We start from the raw sequence: 1,810 nt of genomic DNA, 5'->3' as shown, positions 1-1,810 counted from the left end.
GACGAAAGAGTGCGCGCATACGGGGAAGACTATCGCCCGCATGTACTCGCTGCACAGAGAAAGGTCGTCGCTGATGCCTCCGCGATTCTTGCCGCCCTCGCCGAGGATGTCCGCGCCCACGTCACCCGGTTGCAGGCTGAGTTGGACGCCGAGCGGCAAGAGCATGCCGAGACCGAGAGAATCAGCCAACAAGAGGAACTGCGCGCAAATGAGTACGCGACGCAGCTGGTAGCTGCCCAATCCGAACTGGCCAAGGCACGGGAGTTGAACGAAAGCGCTAAGAGGGTCATTGAGCAATTCATGCCGAACGTCGGCAAGTGTTTCGGCATTGATTTTATGCTGCTGAATGAAACGCTGATAGCGCTAGCCCACCAATCCGCGCCAGTCGCGAAGGATGAAGGCGATGAGTAAACACATAGACAGTCAGGGTTTTTCTATTAAGGTCGGAGTCGCCTATTTTCGAGTTGTAGGCATGCCGGGACCTGAAACGTCTGCGGTTGTTATTGAGAAGCTGAATAGCGACGGCACATGCTCTGGCTTCGATCCCCTATTCAGACTACGTTGCGAAGGGATTAACCCGGATAGTCTTTGGCGCCCATTGAAAATCGGATGGGACGGCAAGGGTGAAAAGCGCTGCATCGTTGAATACGCAGGCGAACAAGCTTTGGATTTAGAGCCATGACCAACAAAACCGAAATGGTGAGCGTGCCGCGTGAGCTGCTGGAGCGGGCGGTAAAAGCAGGGGGAGCTGGAGTTAATGCGGTTGATCTTGTCGATGCTTGGCGCGCTGTTGCGACGTTAATGGATTTACTCGCCGCCCCCGCCGAGGATGTCCGCGCAGTGGGGGATGAGCCGGTGTTGATCCAGGCCGTCGCTGTAACCCGTGAAGATGAAGACGAAGGTCTGCGCTTGGAATGGCTACTTGAAGGCGGGATCTCAGAGCTTGAGTTCGCTGGCACTGTGCTGTTCGCAATGCCAGAAGCCAACGACCTGTGCGACGAGGACGGGAGCGCAGAAGTCTACCGCCACCCGCGGCGCCCGGTTGTGTTGCCGGAGCGCAAAAGAGAGTTCACTGCTGATGGGGTCGCAATACTTGAAAACCTCAAGTGGAACGCCTGCCTCGACGAAATCTCCCGCCTGAACCCGTAACACCCCTTCACCCCCACCCTATCCCTATTGCCTGCTGCATATGCGGCGAGGCGGAGTCTTGCCTGGAGAATCATAACTATGAACCGCGCCAACCCATCTGACCTTCGTGATGCTTTGATGATGGCTCAGTCGTTCATCAAGGCTGGCATCCTCTTCGTTCCCATGCCGGTCCTGAGCGCAGAGGACGCTCAGCACCTTGGAGCAATGGCAAACGAGCGCCTCGATCAACTTGAAAGGGAGGCAGATGAATCGCCATGACCATCACCAAGATAATCAAAGGCCCCCAAGCAAACCGTAAAGATCACTTAGATATCAATGAACAGGCAAGCAAGGATATCCCGAGGCCCGTCAGTGCTGGCTGATCAAAGTGCAAGCCCATTATCAATATCGGAGGTCCAGCCAACAGGACAGGATCTTGAAAAATCTTAAATGCCTTCAGGGGACGGTCTCCAATGCTTTGGATATGTAGCTTATCACTGAGCCGCACCCAATAGCATACGGTAATACCCACCCTTCCCCATCTATCCACATGCCTGCCGGTAAATACAGCCTTCACTCGTCCCGCTGTATCCAACCTATCACCACGAAAATCAGCCCGGCGATGAACAGGCCCGGCGCCATGTAGGCGAACGAGTGCTTTAACCACCAGCCAATAACGCCC

Annotated in this window: 4 protein-coding genes; all 4 read left to right on the top strand. The window is 55.3% G+C overall.

Features of this window, described 5'->3' with window-relative positions; translation table 11 throughout:
- Positions 1-411, top strand: a 411-nt coding sequence (locus tag CE491_RS04065; protein ID WP_199884984.1) for a hypothetical protein, incomplete at its 5' end; no start/stop codon positions are given.
- Complete coding sequence (locus CE491_RS04060) at positions 404-682, top strand: hypothetical protein (RefSeq protein ID WP_110947073.1); 279 nt, start codon at positions 404-406, stop codon at positions 680-682. The genes CE491_RS04065 and CE491_RS04060, both read left to right, overlap by 8 nt.
- A complete protein-coding gene (locus CE491_RS04055) occupies positions 679-1,149 on the top strand; it encodes a hypothetical protein (protein ID WP_110947072.1) in 471 nt (156 codons plus the stop codon). The genes CE491_RS04060 and CE491_RS04055 overlap by 4 nt, the downstream gene beginning before the upstream one ends.
- Positions 1,150-1,227: 78 nt before the next feature.
- Positions 1,228-1,407: a DUF1382 family protein gene (locus CE491_RS04050; RefSeq protein ID WP_110947071.1), complete on the top strand. Its 180-nt coding sequence runs from the start codon at positions 1,228-1,230 to the stop codon at positions 1,405-1,407.
- Positions 1,408-1,810: the final 403 nt, after the last annotated feature.

Source organism: Pseudomonas bohemica (assembly GCF_002934685.1).
Classification (GTDB): Bacteria; Pseudomonadota; Gammaproteobacteria; order Pseudomonadales; family Pseudomonadaceae; genus Aquipseudomonas; species Aquipseudomonas bohemica.
Note: the sequence above shows the minus strand (reverse complement) of the source record. Positions and strands in the feature narration are given on the sequence as shown.

Excerpts from the sequence above, each read along its gene's own strand:
- CE491_RS04060 (WP_110947073.1), top strand. The coding sequence starts at position 404 with ATGAGTAAACACATAGACAGTCAGGGTTTTTCTATTAAGGTCGGAGTC.
- CE491_RS04055 (WP_110947072.1), top strand. The coding sequence starts at position 679 with ATGACCAACAAAACCGAAATGGTGAGCGTGCCGCGTGAGCTGCTGGAG.
- CE491_RS04050 (WP_110947071.1), top strand. The coding sequence starts at position 1,228 with ATGAACCGCGCCAACCCATCTGACCTTCGTGATGCTTTGATGATGGCT.